General features: G+C 70.6%; 15 protein-coding genes and 1 tRNA gene. 6 read left to right on the top strand and 10 right to left on the bottom strand.

Features of this window, described 5'->3' with window-relative positions; all coding sequences use genetic code 11:
* Nucleotides 1-20: 20 nt before the first annotated feature.
* Entirely contained in the window at nucleotides 21-926 is a 906-nt protein-coding gene (locus ABD108_RS19955; RefSeq protein WP_343931202.1) for a hypothetical protein, read from the top strand.
* Nucleotides 927-1,017: 91 nt separating this feature from the next.
* On the top strand, nucleotides 1,018-1,629 hold the full coding sequence (locus ABD108_RS19950; RefSeq protein WP_220658358.1) for a hypothetical protein: 612 nt from the start codon (nucleotides 1,018-1,020) through the stop codon (nucleotides 1,627-1,629).
* 1 nt (nucleotide 1,630) lies between these two features.
* On the opposite strand, the gene ABD108_RS19945 is transcribed toward ABD108_RS19950, so the two are convergent.
* From ABD108_RS19945 to rpmE, 4 genes are all read right to left on the bottom strand, one after another.
* Nucleotides 1,631-2,281, bottom strand: coding sequence for an L-threonylcarbamoyladenylate synthase (locus ABD108_RS19945; RefSeq protein WP_220658357.1), 651 nt, complete (start codon nucleotides 2,279-2,281; stop codon nucleotides 1,631-1,633).
* The gene (gene prmC / locus ABD108_RS19940) at nucleotides 2,278-3,114 is read right to left on the bottom strand and encodes a peptide chain release factor N(5)-glutamine methyltransferase (RefSeq protein ID WP_343931201.1); all 837 of its coding nucleotides are present in this window, start codon (nucleotides 3,112-3,114) and stop codon (nucleotides 2,278-2,280) included. Before prmC ends, ABD108_RS19945 begins: the two co-directional genes overlap by 4 nt.
* A complete protein-coding gene (gene prfA, locus ABD108_RS19935) occupies nucleotides 3,111-4,208 on the bottom strand; it encodes a peptide chain release factor 1 (protein ID WP_343931200.1) in 1,098 nt (365 codons plus the stop codon). The genes prmC and prfA overlap by 4 nt, the downstream gene beginning before the upstream one ends.
* Nucleotides 4,209-4,307: 99 nt before the next feature.
* Nucleotides 4,308-4,538 (bottom strand): 50S ribosomal protein L31, encoded by a 231-nt coding sequence (gene rpmE / locus ABD108_RS19930; protein WP_220658354.1) that lies wholly within the window; start codon nucleotides 4,536-4,538, stop codon nucleotides 4,308-4,310.
* A gap of 206 nt (nucleotides 4,539-4,744) precedes the next feature.
* Here rpmE and ABD108_RS19925 point away from each other — a divergent pair, with 206 nt between their 5' ends.
* Nucleotides 4,745-6,379: a serine/threonine-protein kinase gene (locus ABD108_RS19925; protein WP_343931209.1), complete on the top strand. Its 1,635-nt coding sequence runs from the start codon at nucleotides 4,745-4,747 to the stop codon at nucleotides 6,377-6,379.
* 61 nt (nucleotides 6,380-6,440) lie between these two features.
* On the opposite strand, the gene rho is transcribed toward ABD108_RS19925, so the two are convergent.
* The 6 genes from rho to argS all read right to left on the bottom strand — a co-directional run bounded on the left by rho (nucleotide 6,441) and on the right by argS (nucleotide 15,149).
* Entirely contained in the window at nucleotides 6,441-8,387 is a 1,947-nt protein-coding gene (gene rho / locus ABD108_RS19920) for a transcription termination factor Rho (protein ID WP_425579806.1), read from the bottom strand.
* Between the two features lie 343 nt (nucleotides 8,388-8,730).
* Nucleotides 8,731-9,723 (bottom strand): homoserine kinase, encoded by a 993-nt coding sequence (gene thrB, locus ABD108_RS19915; RefSeq protein WP_343931199.1) that lies wholly within the window; start codon nucleotides 9,721-9,723, stop codon nucleotides 8,731-8,733.
* 8 nt (nucleotides 9,724-9,731) lie between these two features.
* Nucleotides 9,732-10,820, bottom strand: a complete 1,089-nt coding sequence (thrC, locus tag ABD108_RS19910) for a threonine synthase (RefSeq protein ID WP_220658350.1) — start codon at nucleotides 10,818-10,820, stop codon at nucleotides 9,732-9,734.
* Nucleotides 10,813-12,129, bottom strand: a complete 1,317-nt coding sequence (locus ABD108_RS19905; protein WP_220658349.1) for a homoserine dehydrogenase — start codon at nucleotides 12,127-12,129, stop codon at nucleotides 10,813-10,815. The genes thrC and ABD108_RS19905 overlap by 8 nt, the downstream gene beginning before the upstream one ends.
* Nucleotides 12,129-13,484, bottom strand: a complete 1,356-nt coding sequence (gene lysA, locus ABD108_RS19900) for a diaminopimelate decarboxylase (protein WP_343931198.1) — start codon at nucleotides 13,482-13,484, stop codon at nucleotides 12,129-12,131. Before lysA ends, ABD108_RS19905 begins: the two co-directional genes overlap by 1 nt.
* Nucleotides 13,485-13,496: 12 nt before the next feature.
* Nucleotides 13,497-15,149 carry an arginine--tRNA ligase gene (gene argS, locus ABD108_RS19895; RefSeq protein WP_343931197.1) on the bottom strand — a complete coding sequence of 551 codons (1,653 nt, stop codon included), beginning with the start codon at nucleotides 15,147-15,149 and terminating at the stop codon, nucleotides 13,497-13,499.
* 132 nt (nucleotides 15,150-15,281) lie between these two features.
* On the opposite strand from argS, the gene ABD108_RS19890 reads away from it, so the two are divergent.
* The 3 genes from ABD108_RS19890 (at nucleotide 15,282) to ABD108_RS19880 (ending at nucleotide 17,890) form a co-directional block, all read left to right on the top strand.
* Nucleotides 15,282-15,354: transfer RNA gene (locus ABD108_RS19890), tRNA-Arg, on the top strand.
* A gap of 145 nt (nucleotides 15,355-15,499) precedes the next feature.
* Nucleotides 15,500-16,156 (top strand): hypothetical protein, encoded by a 657-nt coding sequence (locus tag ABD108_RS19885; protein ID WP_343931196.1) that lies wholly within the window; start codon nucleotides 15,500-15,502, stop codon nucleotides 16,154-16,156.
* A gap of 78 nt (nucleotides 16,157-16,234) precedes the next feature.
* Nucleotides 16,235-17,890 (top strand): FUSC family protein, encoded by a 1,656-nt coding sequence (locus ABD108_RS19880; RefSeq protein WP_425579805.1) that lies wholly within the window; start codon nucleotides 16,235-16,237, stop codon nucleotides 17,888-17,890.
* Nucleotide 17,891: the final 1 nt, after the last annotated feature.

Genomic DNA, 17,891 nt, shown 5'->3' with positions numbered 1-17,891 from the left:
ACGATTGGCACCCAAGACAAGTGACTGAGAACGCCCCGGACGACAAGACCCCCGCCGCCGACGCACAGCTCGACGAGGCGGCCGAGCAGACCGAGGCCACCGAGGAAGCCGCTGCGCCCGCGGAGTCCGCCACCGAGACGGAGCCCGCCACCACGACGGAGCCCGCCGCTGAGACGGAGCCGGCCGCCCCGGCGAAGCCCGCACCGGTGAAGAAGAAGCCCAAGCCCGCCCCCGTCGTCGAGGAGGACGACGAGGACGAGGAGGAGGCGGCCCCCGTGGTGCGCAAGCGTCCGCGTCCGGCGCCGCAACCGGCCGCCGCGGCGCCCAGCGCCAGCGCGACGACCACCACGGTGATCATCACCGTCGCAGTGATCGCGGTGATCGCAGCCGCGGCCATCTTCGGCTTCCTGTACTTCAAGACCCGCGGCGAGCTCAACGACCAGAAGGCCGCCGATGCCGATCGCGCGCACGCCGAGAAGGTCGCGGCCGACTACGCCACCGGCGCCTCCACCTTCGACTACCGCGATCTGGGTTCGTGGACCAACCGGCTGACCACCGGTGTCTCCCCGGCGCTGAAGAACAAGTACGAGGCCACCACGGGCGCCATGAACCAGCTGCTGCAGCCGCTGCAGTGGGTGTCCAAGGGCACCGTCATGGACGCGGTGGTCAGCTCCGAGTCGGGTCCGGTGTACAAGGTGAACGCGTACGTCAGCGTGGACGTGACGAATGCGCAGGCACCGTCGGGTCGCACCACGATGACGGTGTACAACATCACCCTCAACAAGGACGACAACTGGCAGATCACCGACGTCGGTGGTCCGGGCTCGCCCGGCGGCGTCGCGACCGAGGGCAACCCGGCGGCGCCCGTCCCGGCTCCGACCGAGACCGCGCCCGCTCCGGCCCCGGCGCCGACGCCCGGCAACTGAGCCGGTAGCGCCCCCAGCGCAGAGATACCGACAGGAGCCCCGAGACCACCCGGTCTCGGGGCTCCTGCGTATCCGGTGGCAGGATCGCACCATGACCGCACCGCAACCCCCGTACACCGGCCCCGTGCAGCCTCCCGCCGGGCCCTACGGCACTCCTCCCCCGGCACCGGGCCGGTCGTCGACCGGTGTGATCGTCGGGTTCGTCCTCTGCGCCGTGCTCATCGTGGCGCTGCTGGCCTCGACCATCGCGCTCGCGGTGGCGTGGAGCAACGCCGACGGCCGGGCGAGCCGGGCGCAGTCGGAACTCGCGACACAGAACCGGCAGGCGGCCGACGAGGCCACGGCGCGCGATATCGCATCGAAGTACGCGGCGGGCGCGGCGACCTTCGACTACCGCGATCTCGGGGCGTGGGAGAAATCGCTGACGGCCGGGACCTCGCCGGATCTGGCGGCGAAGCTGAAGGCCAACATGGGCGTGGTGTCGCAGCGAGTGCAGCCGCTGCAGTGGGTCTCGAAGGGCGTCACGGACGGCGCCGTGGTGTCCGCGCACCGCGGTTCGGTGTTCACGGTGAACACCTACGTCACGGTCACCTCGACCTATGCGCAGGAGCCCGAGGGCCGCGCGGTGCTCAGTAAGTACGTGGTCACGATCGATCAGGCGCAGAATTGGCTGATCACCGATATCGGCGGCATCGCCAAGTAGCTCAGGCCAGGGATTCGACGCTCACGCCGAGCACCTCGGCCACCCGGGCGGTGGTCACGGCGCCCTCGCGCAGCACACGCGGCTGCGGGCCGGACAGGTCGACGATGGTCGAGGCGACGGCGTGCTCGGCCGGCCCGCCGTCGAGGTACACCTCCACCGAATCACCCAGCTGGTCGCGGGCATCGGTCATGGTGGCGGCGGGCGGCTTGCCGGAGACGTTGGCGCTGGACACGGCCATGGGGCCGACCTCGCGCAGTAGCTCGATGGCCACGGGGTGCAGCGGCATCCGCAGCATCACGGTGCCGCGGGTGTCGCCGAGGTTCCAGGCGAGGCTGGGTGCCTGCTCGACGACGAGCGAGACCGCGCCGGGCCAGAACGCGTGGGTCAGCTCGCGGGCGGCGGGGCTCACGCGGCTGACGAGCCCGTCGATGGTGTCCCAGGAGCCCACCAGCACGCCCACCGGCATATCCGGGCCGCGGTGCTTGGCGGCGAGCAGATCGGCCACGGCGCGGTTGTCGAAGGCGTCGCAGCCGATGCCGTACAGCGTGTCGGTCGGCATCACCACGAGGTGACCGCCCTTGAGCGCGGCCCTGGCGGCGGCGATGCCGGCGGACCGGGAGTCGGGGTCGGTGCAGTCGTACGCGATGCTCACGCGTCCATCCTGCCAGTCACGTAGCGCGGCCTGGCCGCGAGGTCCCGGTGCTGCTCGACCTGGCCGAATCCGGCCCGGGACAGCAGCTCGGCGGTGCCCGCACCGTTGGAATCGTCGTGCTCGATCGCGACCGCTCCCCCTGCGCGCAGCAGCCGGGCGCACAGCGGGGCCAGTGCGCGGATCAGGTCCAGGCCGTCGGCGCCGGAGAACAGCGCGGCGGCCGGGTCGAGCGCTGCCTCCACATCGAGCGGGGCGCCGTCGGGCACGTAGGGCGGGTTGCACACCACCATGTCCACCGTGCCGCCCAGCGCGGCCTCGATCTCGGCATCCAGTCCGGGCGCGGTCACGTCCCGGTCGAGCACCGTCGCGCTGGAGCCGGAAGCGTTCTCGCGCAGGTACTCCAGAGCCTGCGGATCGCGTTCGACGAGCGCTACGCGGGCGCCGGGGACCGTCGCCGCGAGGTACAGGCCGAGGGCGCCGGACCCGGCGCACAGGTCGACGATGGCGGCGCCGCGGCCCACCTGCCGCGCGGCCCAGACGGCGAGCAGCTCGGTCTCGGGCCGGGGCACGAAGACGCCGGGACCCACGTGCAGGTCGAGCGGGCCGAAGGGCGCGCGGCCCAGGATGTGCTGGAGGGGTTCGCGGGCGGCACGGCGCGCCACCAGCGCGTCGTAGGCGGCGGACTGCTCCGCGGTGACGTCCGCGAGGATGAGCCGGCCGCGGTCAACGCCGAGGACGTGCGCGAGGAGCACCTCGGCGTCGTTGCGGGGCGACGGTACGCCGGCCTCGGCGAGGCGCGCGGTGGCGCCGACCGCGAGGACGCTGGGCCTCACTCCGCCTCGAGCCGGGCCTGCCGGTCCGCGGCCTGCAGGGCGTCCAGCAGCGGGTCGAGCTCGCCGTCGAGCACCTGGTCGAGGTTGTGCGCCTTGTAGCCGATGCGGTGATCGGCGATGCGGTTCTCGGGGAAGTTGTAGGTGCGGATCCGCTCTGACCGGTCGACGGTGCGGATCTGCGCGGCCCGGGAGTCCGACGCGGCGGCCTCCGCCTCCTCCTCCTTGAGGGCCTGCAGGCGGGCGGCCAGCACCTGCATGGCGCGGGCCTTGTTCTGCAGCTGGGAGCGCTCGTTCTGGCAGGTCACCACGATGTTCGTGGGGAGGTGGGTGATGCGCACGGCGGAGTCGGTGGTGTTGACGCCCTGGCCGCCCTTGCCGGACGAGCGGTAGACGTCGATGCGCAGGTCGGACTCGTCGATCTGCACCTCTTCGACCTCGTCGGGCTCGGGATAGACGAGCACGCCGGCGGCGGAGGTGTGGATGCGTCCCTGGCTCTCGGTGGCGGGCACGCGCTGCACGCGGTGCACGCCGCCCTCGAACTTCATCCGCGCCCATACGCCGTCGATGCTGCCTTCCGGATCACCGCCGACGGGTCCTCGCGATTTGATCGCGAAGGTGGCGTCCTTGTAGCCGCCGAGGTCGGAGTAGGTGGCGCCCAGCGTCTCGACCTTCCAGCCGCGCTGCTCGGCGTACCGCAGGTACATGCGGGCGAGGTCACCGGCGAACAGGGCCGATTCCTCACCGCCCTCACCGGACTTCACCTCGAGCACCACGTCGTCGCTGTCGTGCGGATCGCGCGGGGCGAGCTGGTCGGTGAGTTGCTGTTCGAGGGTCTCGACCTGCTCGGTCAGGGAGGTCACCTCGTCGGCGAAGGACGAATCGTCGGCCGCCAGCTCGCGGGCGGCGGCCAGGTCCTCGCGGGCGGACTCCAGCTTGCGGTGGGTGGCCATGATGGGGGCCAGCTCGGCGAACCGCTTGCCCACGCGGCGCGCGGCGCCGGCGTCGTTGTGCAGCGCCGGGTCGGACATCTGCTGCTCGAGGCCGGAGTACTCGGCCAGGATGTCGTCGATCGCGGAGGGTGAGCCGGCGCTCATGCTGGAGTCCTTCTTCGGTGGTGAAACGGGGCCGGGGGAACAGGCCGAGAAACGCGCCGACGCCCGGCCTGCGTGGCAGGACGGGCGTCGGCGGGACGGCTACTCGGAGGCTGCGGCCTTGCTGGGACGCTTGCCGTAGCGCTTCTCGAACTTGGCGACGCGGCCGCCGGTGTCGAGGATCTTCTGCTTGCCCGTGTAGAACGGGTGGCACTGCGAGCACACCTCGACGTTGATGCGACCGTCGGCCTTGGTGCTGTGGGTCTCGAACGTGTTACCGCAACCGCACACAACGGTGGTGGCCACGTACTCGGGGTGAATCCCCTGCTTCATCTCTGCCGTCCTTTTCGTTTCTAGGCCGCCGGGTCGACCCTGGTGATCACCAGGACCGTGAACCGGAACCGATACCGACATTCCAGTATGCCAGAACGCCCCCGCTCACGAGAAATTCCCGCACCCCGGGAGCCGCCCGGAGGCGGGCCCCGGGAGGGTACGCCGCGGCAGTCGCGCGTCGGCTACCGTTCCAGTGGTTGCGCGAGGTGGGAGGCACCGTGGACGAGTCAGGCAAGGGTCGGGTCGAAACGGACCCGCCGGGCACCGTGATCGGCGGATACGTCATCGAGCACGTGCTCGGGGCCGGCGGCATGGGCGCGGTCTACGCGGCCCGCCATCCGCGGCTACCGCGGGTGGACGCGCTGAAGGTCCTGCCGTCCGCGTTCTCCTCGGATCCCACCTACCGCGCCCGGTTCGAGCGCGAGGCCGATATGGCGGCCCGCCTCGACCATCCGAACATCGTGCCGGTCTACGACCGTGGCGACGACGACGGCCGGTTGTGGATGTCGATGAAGCTCGTCCCGGGCCGCGACGCGGCGGCGCTGCTGACGCAGTATCCCCACGGCTTGCCCGTCGAGCAGGTGATCACGATCGTCGATGCGGTGGCCGCGGCGCTGGACTACGCGCACGGGATGGGCCTGCTGCACCGCGATGTGAAGCCCGGCAACATCATGATCGACACCAGCGGCACCAGCCCGCGGGTGATGCTCGGCGACTTCGGCATCGCCCGGCAGAACCAGGACCACGGCGATCTGACCTCGGTGGGCATGGTGGTGGGCACCCTCGACTACGCCTCGCCCGAGCAGCTCAGCGGCGATGCGGTCGACGGCCGCAGCGACGAGTACAGCCTGGCGTGCACGGCCGTTCAACTGCTCACCGGAGTGAAGCCGTACGGGGCGAGCAGCGGTACCGCGGTGATCCGCGATCACCTGATGACGCCCCCACCGGCACCGTCGCGGCTGCGTCCCGGCCTGTCCCCCGCGGTCGATCCGGTGATCGCCCGGGGCATGGCGAAGGCGCCGCAGCAGCGCTACCCCACGTGCCGTGATTTCTCGCAGGCGCTGCGGGCGGCCGCCGCGCAGTCCGCTCCGGCGGGCCCGGCACTGCACGAGCAGGACGTGCCCACGATGCAGGCCCCCGCCCTGTCGCGGCCGACGCCGCCTCCGTACCCGGCGGCGCAGCCCGGGTACCCGCCGCAGCAGCCGGGGTACGGCGGACCGTACAGCGGCTGGCCGCAGCAGGGCCCGGCCGGTGCACCGCCGCGCAAGCGCCGCGGCCTGCTGCTGTCCGCCATCGCGGTCGCGGTGATCGCCGCGGTGGCACTGGCGGGGATCGTGGCGTTCTCGCTCACCCGGGACGACGGGGCGTCCCCGGACCAGACGGCGGCACCGTCGGCGTCGGCATCGGCGTCGCCCAGTCTCCCCGCACCGGACGGCTCCGTGACTCTGCGCGAGGGCTTCATCGATCCGTGCCTGCTGCCCGCCTCGGTGCTCACCTCGCTGGGCCTGTCCCCGGCGGTCGACGATCCGGGCCAGCGGCAGACGAACGGCGTGAAGTTCGCGTGCCGCAGCGACGATTCCGCGGCCGCGGGTGCCTCGGTGAAGATGGCGACCTTCACCTCCTCGGGTGACTGGCCGAACGGCACGCCGGTGCAGGGCAGCGACAAGTGGCGGCGGTTCGACGTGCCCTCGGTGGAGAAGGATCAGCCGGGCTTCTGCATCACCGCCTACAAGTCGACGGCGAACGGGGTGCTGTACATCGGCCTGCAGAAGATCCCTGGTCGGGACTGTGAGCGCGGTGTGGTGATCGCCAAGGCGATCACGCCCTACCTGCCGCTGTAGCTCCGACGACGACGGCGCCCCCGCGGATGTCCGCAGGGGCGCCGTTGTTCGTTCGCCGGATCTACTCGCTGTCGGCGAAACCGCTGTTCTTCTGCACCATCATCAGGAACTCGATGTTGTTCTGCGTCTTCTTGAGCTGGCTGATGAGCAGCTCGATGGCCTGCTGGCTGTCGAGTCCGGACAGCAGGCGGCGCAGCTTGTGCACGATGGCGGCCTCGTCGGGCGCGAGCAGCAGCTCGTCCTTACGGGTGCTGGACGGGTGCACGTCCACAGCCGGGAAGATCCGGCGCTCGGAGATCTTGCGGTCCAGCTTGAGCTCGGCGTTGCCGGTGCCCTTGAACTCCTCGAAGATCACCGTGTCGCCGGTCGAACCGGTCTCCACCATGGCCGTGGCGATGATGGTGAGCGAGCCGCCGTTCTCGATGTTGCGTGCCGCGCCCAGGAACCGCTTCGGCGGGTAGAGGGCGGTCGAGTCGATACCGCCGGAGAGGATGCGACCCGATGCGGGGCTGGAGTTGTTGTAGGCGCGTCCCAGGCGGGTGATGGAGTCGAGCAGCACCACCACGTCCTTGCCGCCCTCCACGAGCCGCTTGGCCCGCTCGATGGCGAGCTCGGCGACGGAGGTGTGATCGCCCGGCGGGCGGTCGAAGGTGGAGCTGATCACCTCGCCCTTGGTGCTGCGCTGCATGTCGGTGACCTCTTCGGGCCGCTCGTCCACCAGGACGACCATGAGGTAGCACTCGGGGTTGTTGACGGCGATCGCGTTCGCGATGTCCTGCATGATCGTGGTCTTGCCGGCCTTCGGCGGGGCGGAGATCAGCGCGCGCTGGCCCTTGCCGATGGGCATGATCAGGTCGATCACACGGGTGGTGAGGATGTTCTGCGCGGTCTCGAGGCGCAGCCGCTGGTTGGGGTACAGCGGGGTGAGCTTGTTGAACTCGGGCCGGTTCTTCGCCGACTCCACGTCCTGGCCGTTGACGCTGTCCAGGCGCACGAGCGGGTTGAACTTCTGCCGGTTCGACTGGTTGCCGCGGCCTCCGCCGCCGCCGTTGCCGCCCTCGTTGCCGGCGTTCTCGCCGTCGCGGGGCATCTTCACGGCGCCGGTGATCGCATCGCCGCGGCGCAGGCCGTTGCGGCGGACCATGTTCATCGACACGTACACGTCGTTGGGTCCGGCGATGTAGCCCGAGGTACGCACGAAGGCGTAGTTGTCGAGCACGTCGAGGATGCCGGCCACGGGCTGCAGGACGTCGTCCTCGCTGACCTGCGGCTCACCGTCGTTCTGGTTGCGGTCGCGGCCGCGACGACGCTCGCGGAAGCGGCGCCCGCGGCGCCCCTGGCCCTCGCCGTCGTCATCCGGTCCGTTGTTGTTCTGGTTCCGGTTGTTCGGGCCGTTGTTGTTGTTCTTCTGGCCCTGCTGCCGGTCCTGCCGGTCCTGACGGTCGCCGCGGTCGTTCTGGCGGCCGCCGTCCTGGCGGTCGTTCTGGCGGTCGTTCTGGCCGTCGGCGTTGTTCTGGCCGCGGCGCTGGTTGCGCTCGCGGCGCTGGCCGCCTTCGCGCTGCTGGCCCTGCTCCCCCTCGTTCTTGGGGGCGTCGTTCTTGGGCGCATCGTTCTTCGGAGCGTCGGCCTTCTCGGCCTGCGGCGCCTCGTTCTTCGGGGCGTCGGCCTGGGGCGCCTCGTTCTTGGGCGCGTCGGCCTTGGGGGCCTCGGCCTGCGGGGCGTCGTTCTTCGGCGCCTCCGCCTTCGGGGCGTCGGCCTTGGGGGCCTTCTCGGCCTTCGGGGCCTTGGCCGGGGCGGCACCGCCACCCTGCTGGGCGGTGATCGCGGCGATGAGATCGCCCTTGCGGAGCCCGGAGATCCCCTTGATCCCCAGGTCACCGGCGATGGTGCGCAGTTCGGCCAGCACCATGCCGTTCAGGCCGGACCGGCGCCGCTCGTCGGCGCGCTGAGCGCTCGCCGAGGTGGGGGCAGCCGTCTCGGGGCTGGTGGTCACGTCCGTTTCGGTCACGGAGTTCCTTTCAGTTCCCCAGCCGCGGCGCGGATCTGGGGCGTACCGCGCCCCGGTTCGACGGATTCACGTGCATGACATGCAGGTGCTTGTCGCGGGATGGGGCACGAATTGAGGTGCATTCGTTGCGCTTCGGCTGCCGGACCGTGTGGTTGGCGGATTCGTGAACCGACTCGGCCATGTGGGGGAACCGGCGTGCCAGTAACTCTGAGCTGAGTGTCAGGCGTTCGTGGCAAGGGTGCCGAAGTGCGTCCGATTCATTCGTCGGACACGTCTGCCATGGTAGCGCGACCTGTCAACCCCGGGCAATCAGGGGCCTCCGCGTGTCGTGCGCCCGGGGCGCTCAGGACCGGGAGACCCCGTCGGCGATCGCGAGCTCGTGCACCGTGAACCCGGCGGCCACCGCGGCCTCGGACAGGTGCGCGGGCAGGGGCTGCGGGGTCAGGGCCAGCACGGTGGGTCCGGCACCGGAGATGGCGGCCGCCACTCCCCCGGCCCGCAGCTGCTCGACCAGCTCGAACGATGCCTTCATCGAGGCCGCGCGGTACCGCTGGTGCAGCCGGTCCTCGGTGGCGTCGAGCAGCAGTTCCGGGTGCGCGGTGAGCGCCAGCACCATGAGCGCGGCGCGGGAGGCGTTGAACGCGGCGTCGGCGTGCGGCACCAGGCGCGGCAGCAGCCCGCGGGTCACCGAGGTGGAGGACTGCACGTCGGGTACGAAGGCGTACGCCCGGATGTCGGGGTGCACGTCCACCCGGCGCGCGTCGTACCGGGTGGGGCCCGACGGGGCCTGCCCGTGCCCGAGCGACTGGTCGCGGTAGCCCGCGGAGTCCGGTACCGGTGCGGCGGGAACGGTCCACGCGACCACGGCGCCGCCCAGCACGCTGGCGGAGGCGTTGTCCGGGTGTCCTTCGAATTCCGAAGCCAGTTGCACCATTTCGGCGGCGGTGAGGGCGCGCGGGAAGTCGGCGTCGGCGGCCAGGGCGGCCGCCGCGGCGATTCCGGCGACTGCTGCCGCGGCCGACGATCCGAGTCCGCGGGATTGCGGAATCCGGTTGACGCAGTGCAGCTTCAGGCCCGGCGCGCTGGTGCCGAGGTGCTGCAGGGTGCGGCGCAGGGCGACGGCAACCAGGTGCCGCTCGTCGGTGGGCACCTCGCCGGCGCCCTCGCCGTCGACGATGATCTCCAGGCCGCCGTCGGTGGTCTCGACGGTCACGTCGTCGTACAGCCCGAGCGCCAGGCCGAGGGTGTCGAACCCCGGGCCGAGGTTGGCGCTCGACGCCGGAACGGTGACGGTGGCCGTGAGGCCCACGGGCAGGGTGTGTTGGGCGGAAGTCACCGGTCGCGCTACTCCGTCAGGCCCATGGCGGCGGCGACGGCGACGGGGTCGATGCCCACGCGCGCGATCTCCGGGACGCCCTTGAGGGCGGTGTCGGGGTCCTTGAGGCCGTTGCCGGTCACGGTGCACACCACGGTGGAGCCCTTGGCGATCCAGCCGTCCTCGGTGGCGGCCAGCAGTCCGGCGACCGATGCGGCGGAGGCGGGTTCGACGAAGACGCCCTCGGTGCGGGCGACGAGGCGGTAGGCCTCGAGCAGCTTCTCGTCGGTGGCGGCGCGGAACTGGCCGTTCGACTCGTCCTTGGCGGCCACGGCCTGGTTCCAGGACGCGGGGCTGCCGATGCGGATCGCGGTGGCGATGGTCTCGGGATCCTTCACCGGCGCGCCGTTGACCAGCGGTGCGGCTCCGGCGGCCTGCACGCCGAGCATGCGCGGGCGGGCGGAGATGACGCCGTCGGCGAAGTACTCGCTGTAGCCCTTCCAGTATGCGGTGATGTTGCCGGCGTTGCCCACGGGCAGCGCGTGCACATCGGGGGCCTTGCCGAGGGCGTCGACGATCTCGAAGGCGGCGGTCTTCTGTCCCTCGATACGCACCGGGTTCACCGAGTTCACCAACGCGATGGTGTCGAAGGTGGCGGTGGTCTTGCGGGCCAGCTCCAGGCAGTCGTCGAAGTTGCCGTCCACCTCGATGATCTTGGCGCCGTACATCACGGCCTGGGCCAGCTTGCCCATGGCGATCTTGCCGGCCGGCACCAGCACGGCGCACTCGATGCCGGCGATGGAGGCGTAGGCGGCGGCCGAGGCGGAGGTGTTGCCGGTGGACGCGCAGAGCACGCCCTTCTTGCCGGTGGCCTTGGCCTCGGTGACGGCCATGGTCATGCCGCGGTCCTTGAACGAGCCGGTGGGGTTGAGGCCCTCCACCTTGAGGTACACCTCGCAGCCGGTGAGCTCGGACAGCGCCTTGGCGGGGAGCAGCGGGGTCGCGCCCTCGCGGAGGGTGACGGGCTCCCAGCCCGGCTCCCAGGTGTCGCACACGGGCAGACGGTGACGGTAGGCCTCGATCAGGCCGGGCCAGGGCTTGTGGACTGCCTCAGTCATTGGTTCCCTCCAGACGGAGCACGGAGGACACGGCGGTCACCACGTCCAGGTTCTTCAGGGCCTCGACGGTGGCCGAGAGGGCCGCGTCGGGAGCCTTGTGGGTCAGGATCACCAGGCGCGCGCCGCGATCGGGCGTGTCGGCCTGCTGGCGGACGGTGCTGATCGAGACGTTGCGCGCGGAGAACTCGTTGGCGACGGCGCTGAGCACGCCGGGCCGGTCGGCGACCTCCATGGCCACGTAGTAGCGGGTGTGCACGTCGCCGATGGGGGCCACGGGCAGGTTCGCGTACACCGAGTCCAGGGGGCCGCGGCCGGAGTGCACCTTGTTGCGGGCGGCCATCACCACATCGCCCATCACGGCGGAGGCGGTGGGCGCGCCGCCCGCTCCGGCGCCGTAGAACATGAGGCGGCCGGCGTTCTCGGCCTCGACGAAGACGGCGTTGTAGGCGCCGTCGACGCTCGCGAGGGGGTGCTTGAGCGGGACCAGCGCCGGGTACACGCGGGCCGAGACCCGTTGTTCGCCCGCGGCATCGGTGAACCGCTCGCAGATGGCGAGCAGCTTGATGGTGCAGTCGAAGGCCTTGGCGGCCTCGATGTCGGCGGCGGTCACCGAGGTGATGCCCTCGCGGTACACGTCGTCGGCGGTGACGCGGGTGTGGAAGGCGATCGAGGCCAGGATGGCGGCCTTGGACGCGGCGTCGTAGCCCTCGACGTCGGCGGTGGGATCGGCCTCGGCGTAGCCCAGGCGTCCCGCCTCCGCGAGCACGGTCTCGTAGGCCTCCCCCTTCTCCGCCATGTTGGAGAGGATGAAGTTGGTGGTGCCGTTGACGATTCCGGCCACGAGCTCCACGGAGTCGCCGGCGAGGGACTGCTGCAGCGGGCGGATCACCGGGATGGCGCCGGCCACGGCGGCCTCGAAGTAGAGGTCGGCGCGGGCGCGGTTCGCGGCATCGGCGAGTTCGCCGGTGTACTCGGCGAGCAGCGCCTTGTTCGCGGTCACCACCGACTTGCCGGCCTGCAGCGCACGCAGCATGTGGGTGCGGGTGGGCTCGATACCGCCCATCACCTCGATCACGATGTCCACATCGTCGCGGTCGATCAGCGATGCGGCGTCGGTGGTCAGGAGCGCGGGGTCCACGCCGCGGTCCTTGGCGATGTCGCGCACGGCGATACCGCGGATGGCCAGCGGCGCACCGACGCGCGCGGTGATGTCGTCGGCGTTGTCGATGAGGATGCGGGCCACTTCGGCCCCCACGGTCCCCATGCCGAGCAGGGCCACGCCGAGCTCACGGTTCACGGGTTCAGTCATCAGAGCACCTCCAGGCTCACCAGGTCGTCCACGGTCTCCCGGCGCAGGATCAACCGCGCCGCGCCGTCTTTCACCGCCACCACAGCCGGGCGGGGCTGCATGTTGTAGCGGCTGGACATCGAGTAGCAGTAGGCCCCCGTGGCGGCCACGGCGAGCAGGTCGCCCTCGGCCAGGCCTTCGGGGGTGTCGGTGTCGCGCACCAGGATGTCGCCGGTCTCGCAGTGCTTGCCGACGACGCGCGAGGGTACGGGCGCGCCCTCGGGATCGCGGTCCGCGACGGCCACGGTGTACTCCGCGCCGTAGAGCGCGGGGCGGATGTTGTCGCTCATGCCGCCGTCCACCGAGACGTAGCGACGGAAGGGGATGTCGGCGTCGCCGTCGAGCGCCACGTCCTTGATGGTGCCCACCTCGTAGAGGGTGATTCCTGGCGGTCCGGCGATGGCGCGGCCGGGCTCGACGGCGAGGTGCGGGGTCGCCAGACCCAGTGCCGCCGATTCGGTTTCGACGATGCTGCGCAGCTTCGCGGCGAGGTCGGCCACGGGCGGCGGATCGTCGTCCGGGGTGTACGCGATGCCGAGGCCGCCGCCGAGGTCGATGGTGTTCAGCTGGGCGGTCTTCTCCGCGCCGAACCGGGCGACGATGTCGCGCAGCAGTTCCAGCACGCGACGGGCCGCGATCTCGAAGCCGTCCACGTCGAAGATCTGCGAGCCGATGTGGCTGTGCAGGCCCACGAGCCGGATGTTGTCGGCCTCGAAGACCGCCGTGACGGCCCGCATCGCCGGTGAATCGGACCCGTTCGAGGCGAGGGAGAAGCCGAACTTCTGGTCCTCGTGGGCGGTGGAGATGAACTCGTGGGTGTGCGCCTCCACACCGGGGGTCAGGCGGATCAGGACGTCCTGGACCACTCCGCGCTCCCCCGCGACGGCGTCGAGCCGGGCGATCTCGGAGAGTGAGTCGATCACGATGTGGCCGATGCCGGAGTCGACGGCGTAAGCCAGCTCCGCGACCGATTTGTTGTTGCCGTGCAGGGCGATCCGGTCCGCGGGGAACCCGGCGCGCAGGGCGATGGCGAGCTCGCCGCCGCTGCACACGTCCAGGTTCAGGCCCTCGTCGCGCACCCAGCGGGCGATCTCCATGGAGAGGAAGGCCTTCGAGGCGTAGTGCACGGCGGCGTCGTCGCCGAAGGCCTCGCGCATGCCGCGGCACCGGCCGCGGAAGTCGTCCTCGTCGATCACGAACAGGGGCGTGCCGAATTCCTCGGCGAGAGCGCGCGCGGGGATTCCGGCCACGGTGACGCCACCGTCGGCCTCGCGGCGCGCGTGCGTCGGCCAGACGCCGGGAGCGAGTTCACTCACTTGCGGGGCCTCTCACATCCGGTCGGGCGCCGAAACGCCCACGAGGGCCAGGCCGTTGGCGAGCACCTGGCGGGTGGCTGCGCACAGGGCCACGCGGGCCCGGTGCAGGTCGGTCGGCTGCTCGTCGCCGAGCGGCAGCACGCGGCACTCGCCGTAGAAGCGGTGGTACGCGCCGGCCAGCTCTTCGAGGTAGCGGGCCACGCGGTGCGGTTCCCGCATCGAGGCGGCTCCCGCTGCCACACCGGGGAATTCGCCCAGCGTGCGCACCAGATCGCCCTCGCGCGGGTTGTCGAGCAGGCCCAGGTGCTGCGTCGATCCCACGATGCCGAGTTCCGCGGCCGAGCGGGCGATCGCGGAAAGGCGGGCGTGCGCGTACTGCACGTAGTACACGGGGTTCTCGTTGCTGGCCTGGGTCAGCAGGTCGAGGTCCAGGTCGATGGAGGTGTCCACCGAGCTGCGGATCAGCGAGTACCGGGCCGCGTCCACACCCACGGCGTCGACGAGATCGTCGAGGGTGATCACGGTGCCGGCGCGCTTGCTCATCCGCACGGGCTGACCGTCGCGCACGAGGTTCACCAGCTGGCCGATGAGCACCTCGACGCGGTCGGGGTCGTAGCCCATCGCCGCGGCGGAGGCCTTGAGCCGGCCGATGTAGCCGTGGTGGTCGGCGCCCAGCATGTAGATGGCCAGGGTGAAGCCGCGGTCGAACTTGTGCTTGAGGTAGGCGATGTCACCGGCGATGTAGGCGGCGTTGCCGTCCGACTTGATGACCACGCGGTCCTTGTCGTCGCCGTAGTCGGTGGAGCGGAGCCACCAGGCACCGTCCTTCTCGTACAGGTTGCCGTTGCCCTTGAGCTGCTCGACGCTCTGCTCCACCAGGCCCGAGGTGAACATCTCGTCCTCGTGGGTGAACACGGCGAAGTCGGTACCGAAGTCGTGCAGAGTGCGCTTGATGTGCTCGAACATCAGCTCCACGCCGTCGGCGCGGAAGGCCTCGATGCGCTCGTCCTCGGGGAGGTCGAGGATGCCGGGCCGGTTCTGCACCACGGTGGCGGCGATCTCGCCGATGTAGTCGCCGGCGTAACCGTCCTCGGGGACGGGCTTGCCGGTGGCGGCCGCATCGAGCGAGCGGGCGAACCGGTCGATCTGCGCGCCGTGGTCGTTGAAGTAGTACTCGCGGGTCACCTCGGCGCCCTGCGCTTCGAGGACGCGCCCCAGGCTGTCGCCGACGGCGGCCCAACGGGCGCCGCCGAGGTGCACGGGGCCGGTGGGGTTGGCCGAGACGAACTCGAGGTTGATCAGCTGGTCCTTGAGCGCGGTCCCGTGGCCGAAGGCGTCCTTCTGGTCCAGGATCGAGGCGATCAGCTGATTCTGGGCGTCGGCGGCGAGGCGGATGTTGAGGAAGCCCGGGCCGGCGATCGTCGCCTCGTCGATGCCGTTCGCGCTGGACAGGGCCTCGGCGAGCCAGGTCGCGAGGTCACGCGGGTTCACTCCCGCCTTCTTCGCGACCTGCATCGCGAGGTTGGTGGAGTAATCGCCGTGCTCGGGGTTGCGCGGGCGCTCGACGGTGACGCGTTCCGGGAGCACCGAGACATCGAGGCCGCGCTCGGTGAGCACGGTCGTCGCGGTCGCATGCAGGAGTTCCGAAAGGTCAGCGGGAGTCACCGGTACATCCTATGGTGCGGGGAGTTCGCCCCAGCAGGCAGGACGTACCGACGACGGGGCCGCGACGCGCCACGGGCCCGCCAGCCGGTTTCCGGTCTGCCGTGACGATGCGCTAACCTTGCGTAGCCCTGCGCCCCCGTAGCTCAGGGGATAGAGCGTTCGCCTCCGGAGCGAAAGGCCGCAGGTTCGAATCCTGCCGGGGGCACTTTTTTGTATCCGCCGCATCTCTTGGGGCACGCCACCCCCACCACATGCCACATAGGGCGTCGGTGCCGCGCGTCCAGCCTCTTCCCACGATCACCGTCATGTGGAATCGTGAATCCGTGATCAGTCGATACCGTGGTGCATCGTTGGCGCTGCTGGTGCTCCTCACCGGTTGCTCCGCTCCGGATGACGGCCCGATTCAGTACGGACCAACCTCTCTGATGAGCCGATCGTCGCCCCCGCCGATCGCGCCCGGCGATCCCGTTCCACTGCAATCCGCGACACCGGGAATCATCGTGGCGCCGGTGGGATCGAATGCGATGTGCCAGCTCGGCATGACGGCCGCTCAGGGGCAGGGCGAGAATCAGGTCCGCTACGCGATCGTCGGCAAGGAGTGCGCGGCATCTGTGGGCACCCAGATCGAGAACGTTGACGCCAGGGCGCTTCTCGGGACGATCGCCGCCGTTGTCCGGGGTGGCAACGGCACATGGTCTGCGGTTGCGGTGAAGCTCGAGCCGGGCGTCGGGTGGTCCGTTTCTGCGCCGGGCGCCGTCGCCAACGCGGGCGACAAGGTGAAGGTCATGGGTATCGGCGAGCGGTTCCGGGTGGAGATCGAACCGAACCGTCTCCTGCGCCTGTCGGGCTTCACCTCTCCCGCGGGCAGGTCGGGTGCGGCCGTTCTCGATTCCGAGGGCCAGATCGTTGCTATATCTGCCGGAGACGGCGCCGCAGCCATCCCGATCTCGGAATTCTTCAGCGCCACAGCCGCCACCCCCGGCCTCGAAGGTCTGGTGCTCCTGTGACGAGCCGGGTGTCGCGTCCCTTGGGCTGAGGTGATTCCCCGCAGTTTCGCAGTCCCCGCGGGGTGATGGAATGAGTATGTGACTGCTGGCGAACCGAACCACGATCCACTCCCGCCGGTCAGTCGTGTGCGATCACTCGTCTTCGCGCAGTCGGCGGCCGGGCCGTGGCGCTGGGGCGCGGGGCTGCGGGCCGCAGCGGCGGTCGGAATTCCGGGCGCGGGCATGGTCGCCGCCGGCCACGGATCGTCGGCCCTGTTCGCGACGTTCGGCGCCTTCGCGGTCCTGTACGGCGAGGGCCGCGCCTACCGCATCCGCGCACAGGTGGTGGGCATCGCCGGAATCGCTCTGCTACTCAGCGTGATCGTCGGCACCGCACTCGGATCGGTGATCCCCGAGAGCAGTGTCCCGATCCGGATAGCGTCGGTACTGATGGTGGTCGTCCCGGCAGTCCTCGCGGTCTACGTGGTCGATGCACTGCGCCTCGGTCCGCCGGGGGCGTTGTTCTTCGCTCTGGTGGGATCGGGTGCCGTGATCGCCACCGAGGCGGGAGCCGGTGCGGCGTCACTCGTCGTCGGCACCGCGCTGGGAGTGGTGTCGTCGGTCGTCGTGTCCATGGCCGGTGCGCTTCGTGATCCGTCGCGTCCGCAGCGCGAGGCGGTCAACCGCGCCGTCGGGGCGGTGGACGCGTATCTCGCTCCCGACGGCGCGCGGACCGCCACGCAACGCAACGCCGCCGGCTCGGCGCTCATTGCGGCGTGGTCCACGATGGACGATGCCCGCGCCGGTGCACGCTCCGCCGACGCCCCGCTCCTGGAACGCCTTCGCGATGCCAACCACCGGTTCACAGCCACGCAGGTCGACACCGTCGAATCCGCGGGCGTGGACCCCACGCGCGAGGTGACCACCTCGACGATGCGGCCGAGCATCGGTCACCGCCTGCGACGCTCGTTGACGATGTCCTCGCACGCGATGGTGACGGCAGTCCGAGTCGGTGTCGCGTGCACCGCCGCCGGCGCCGCGAGTCTCGCGCTCGGTTTCGACCGCCCGCATTGGGCTGCCATCAGCGCCCTGGTCGTGCTCCAATCCGGTGTCGATCGAGTACACGGCACCGTGCGCGGCCTGCAGCGTTTCATGGGGACCGCAGTCGGGCTCGCTCTCTATGCGGCGCTGTACGGGCTCGGACCGACCGGGTACGCGCTCATCGCGATCGTGGCCGTGCTCCAGTTCTGCATCGAGATGATGATCACGCGGAACTACGCGGCGGCGGTCACCTTCATCACGCCAGTCGCGCTGATGGCGAGCGGCGCCGGCGCGACGACGGGGTCGGCCGGACCCGTGATCCGGGACCGGCTCTTGGAGACCGTGATCGGCGTGATCGTCGCCTTCCTGGCGATGTACTTCCTGTATCCGAACACGCACCGTCGCACCTTCGAATGGACCGCGCAACGCGTGCGCTCCACCGCCCTCGCACTCGTCGACCGGCCCGATGAGGTGGGCGCGGAGCCCGCCCGCGAACAGGCGCGGTGCCTGCACTTCGAGGTGGAGGGATGCGTGCGCGCGGGCATCGACTCGGCACACAACGAGCCTGAGTGGACCGATCAACACTGGCCCGCGCAAGCGCGACTCGTGCACTCCGGCTACGACCTGCTCTCGGCATTCTGGACCGCGCCACACGACCGCCCCCTACTTGACGGTGCCGCCTGGAAACAACGGTTCGGCAACGGACGCGAGTAGT

The organism is Tsukamurella strandjordii, from assembly GCF_039525985.1.
In the GTDB taxonomy this organism is placed as follows: Bacteria; Actinomycetota; Actinomycetes; order Mycobacteriales; family Mycobacteriaceae; genus Tsukamurella; species Tsukamurella strandjordii.
This window is presented reverse-complemented; position numbering and strand designations above follow the sequence as displayed.

Excerpts from the sequence above, each read along its gene's own strand:
- ABD108_RS19950 (WP_220658358.1), top strand. The coding sequence starts at position 1,018 with ATGACCGCACCGCAACCCCCGTACACCGGCCCCGTGCAGCCTCCCGCC.
- prfA (WP_343931200.1), bottom strand. The coding sequence starts at position 4,208 with ATGAGCGCCGGCTCACCCTCCGCGATCGACGACATCCTGGCCGAGTAC.
- rpmE (WP_220658354.1), bottom strand. The coding sequence starts at position 4,538 with ATGAAGCAGGGGATTCACCCCGAGTACGTGGCCACCACCGTTGTGTGC.
- thrC (WP_220658350.1), bottom strand. The coding sequence starts at position 10,820 with ATGACTGAGGCAGTCCACAAGCCCTGGCCCGGCCTGATCGAGGCCTAC.
- ABD108_RS19905 (WP_220658349.1), bottom strand. The coding sequence starts at position 12,129 with ATGACTGAACCCGTGAACCGTGAGCTCGGCGTGGCCCTGCTCGGCATG.